Here is a 2477-nt window from a genome sequence, read left to right on the forward strand (position 1 = left end):
CTTTAATATCAATGCCGATTGGGTCTAGCTCACCGAGATGCACGCCTGTTCCACGAGTCACGGACTCGACAACTGCGGGGGTAAATTGCGGTTCAGAAAACACACATACAGCTTGTTTTTCTTTCAACGTATTCTTGATTAAAATTAACGTTTTTGCACCCGGTTTACGCTCAGGACTAACGGTAAAGTAGCCTAAGTGATTAAGTTGATAATCCGCTTCAAAGTACCCGTAAGCATCATGAAACACATAGTATCCATTCTCTTTTACCGGACTCAGTTTAGCCTCGATGAGTGACTTTTCTGCCGCCATTCTAGATTCAAAGGCTTGGTAATTATCTTGGTACTTTTGGCTGTTCAGCGGATCAACTTCAGACAGTCTCTCAGCGATTGCCTTTGCTGCTTGGATCGCAGGTCTATAGCCAAGCCAAAAGTGCGGGTCTTCATTGCCATGATCGTGCCCATCATGTTGATGTTGGTCACCGGTATATTCACGTAAATCGAAGTTGGGTGTTTCACTTAGAGTGAGTACATTCTCTTGTTTTGATAGCGTGCGATCCAAAAAAGGCTCCAAGTCATAGCCGAACCAAACAACCAAATCGGCGCCGCGTAAACGGCGAATGTCGGAAGGACGCAGTGCATAATCATGGGGAGAGGTATTGTTCGCTAGCAATACTTCAGCCTCGCCTACATCTAGCATTATTTCAGTCGCTATCATCTGAATTGGTTTAATGCTTGTCAGTAAGTTTACCGACCAAGCTGGGCTAGCATTTAAAAGAAGCATTAAAGCAGCGACTATACGAAATCTCATTTGGGTACCGATCATCATTCTATGGAATTGGAAAGCGAGGAATGTTACATTATAACAATAGTCAATTGCAAATGAGTTCTATTTATGACCCTTTTGGTCGAGTTAAACGATATATGCGTTTCATTCAATGAAAAGCGTGTACTAGACCAGGTGAGCTTCACTCTAGAGCGAAAGAAAATCACAACACTTATCGGTCCTAATGGAGCAGGAAAATCCACTTTAGTAAAAGTATTGTTGGGTTTGCACGCTCCAGACTCTGGAAACATCAAAAAACGTAAAACCTGTAAAATTGGGTACGTCCCTCAAAAACTCAGACTGAACGACGCTCTCCCTTTAAACGTAAAGAGATTCTTGCAATTGGCAGGGCGATACAGTGCGCAAGAAATACTTGATGCGCTTAAACTCGTGCGTGCAGAACATCTTCTCAACAACAACATGCACCAACTGTCGGGTGGTGAAAACCAGCGAGTACTCATTGCTCGAGCGCTATTGCAACGACCTGATTTGTTAGTATTAGACGAACCTGCTCAAGGTGTCGACATACAGGGCCAAATCGACTTATATGATCTGATTGATGATATTCGTCACCGATTCAGTTGCGCGGTCTTTATGGTATCGCACGATTTACACTTGGTGATGGCGAAAACAGATAATGTCATCTGCTTACACCACCACATATGTTGTTCAGGGGCACCTAAAGACATCACCAACCATCCAACCTACATTGCATTGTTTGGTCATTCAGGAAGAGAGTCTCTAGCCTTGTATGAACATCATCATCAGCACCACCATCATGACCTTTCTGGCTCACCTGTAGAAGGAAGCGCGTCTAGCTGCAGCAATCATAACCACGGACACTCTCATGATTGATTTTTTATTGCCTTCTCTTTTAGCCGGACTCGGCATTGCTTTGATTGCAGGCCCTTTAGGCTCTTTCGTCGTATGGCGAAAAATGGCTTATTTTGGGGATACCCTAGCGCACGCGTCATTAATGGGCTTAGCACTTGGTTTTTTGCTCGAGATTAACATTTATCTAGCACTGCTGATCTGCTGTTTTGGCTTGGCTCTCGTCCTTGTAACACTGCAAAAACAAAAGCTTGTGGCGACCGACACATTGCTAGGTATTTTAGCCCACAGCTCGCTTTCATTGGGCCTCATCGCCGTAAGCTTTCTAGATTCTGTTCGTATTGATCTGATGAGCTATTTATTCGGTGATCTGCTTGCTGTGTCCAGCAGTGATTTACTTGTCATCTATGCTGGTGTTGTCGTGGTTGGCATTACTTTGTTCCTTTTTTGGCGTCCATTACTCTCAACCACCATCAATGAAGATCTCGCTGCGGTTGATGGCATCAATGTCGACTTAATGCGTCTGGTTTTGATGTTAATGGTCGGGCTCGTTATCGCCGTTGGAATGAAGTTTGTCGGCGCGCTGATCATGACTTCTCTTCTTATTATTCCAGCCGCTACCGCGAGAAAGATCGCTCAAACGCCGGAGCAAATGGCCATGATTGCATCGGTCATTGGGGCGATCTCCGTTTGTTTGGGTCTAGCTCTATCTTGGCACTACGACACACCTGCTGGTCCTTCAGTTGTGATCAGTGCAACGGGGATGTTCTTGATTAGCCAGCTTATTAGGAATAAAGCGACCTAATTGGCTTGGCTTGGCTTG

At 44.8% G+C, this 2477-nt stretch carries 3 protein-coding genes; 2 read left to right on the top strand and 1 reads right to left on the bottom strand.

All coding sequences use genetic code 11. From position 1 onward, the window contains the following. Positions 1-808: zinc ABC transporter substrate-binding protein (locus BCU12_RS23065; RefSeq protein ID WP_241909902.1), on the bottom strand; the 808-nt coding region annotated here is incomplete at its 3' end. A gap of 84 nt (positions 809-892) precedes the next feature. Here BCU12_RS23065 and znuC point away from each other — a divergent pair. Both znuC and znuB read left to right on the top strand, forming a co-directional pair. Beyond that, positions 893-1678 (top strand): zinc ABC transporter ATP-binding protein ZnuC, encoded by a 786-nt coding sequence (gene znuC, locus BCU12_RS23070; RefSeq protein WP_102407159.1) that lies wholly within the window; start codon positions 893-895, stop codon positions 1676-1678. Next, positions 1671-2459 (top strand): zinc ABC transporter permease subunit ZnuB, encoded by a 789-nt coding sequence (znuB, locus tag BCU12_RS23075; protein WP_102407160.1) that lies wholly within the window; start codon positions 1671-1673, stop codon positions 2457-2459. Before znuC ends, znuB begins: the two co-directional genes overlap by 8 nt. Positions 2460-2477 lie beyond the last annotated feature (18 nt).

Origin of the sequence: Vibrio sp. 10N.261.55.A7, from assembly GCF_002877365.1 — a bacterium.
Taxonomy (GTDB): domain Bacteria; phylum Pseudomonadota; class Gammaproteobacteria; order Enterobacterales; family Vibrionaceae; genus Vibrio.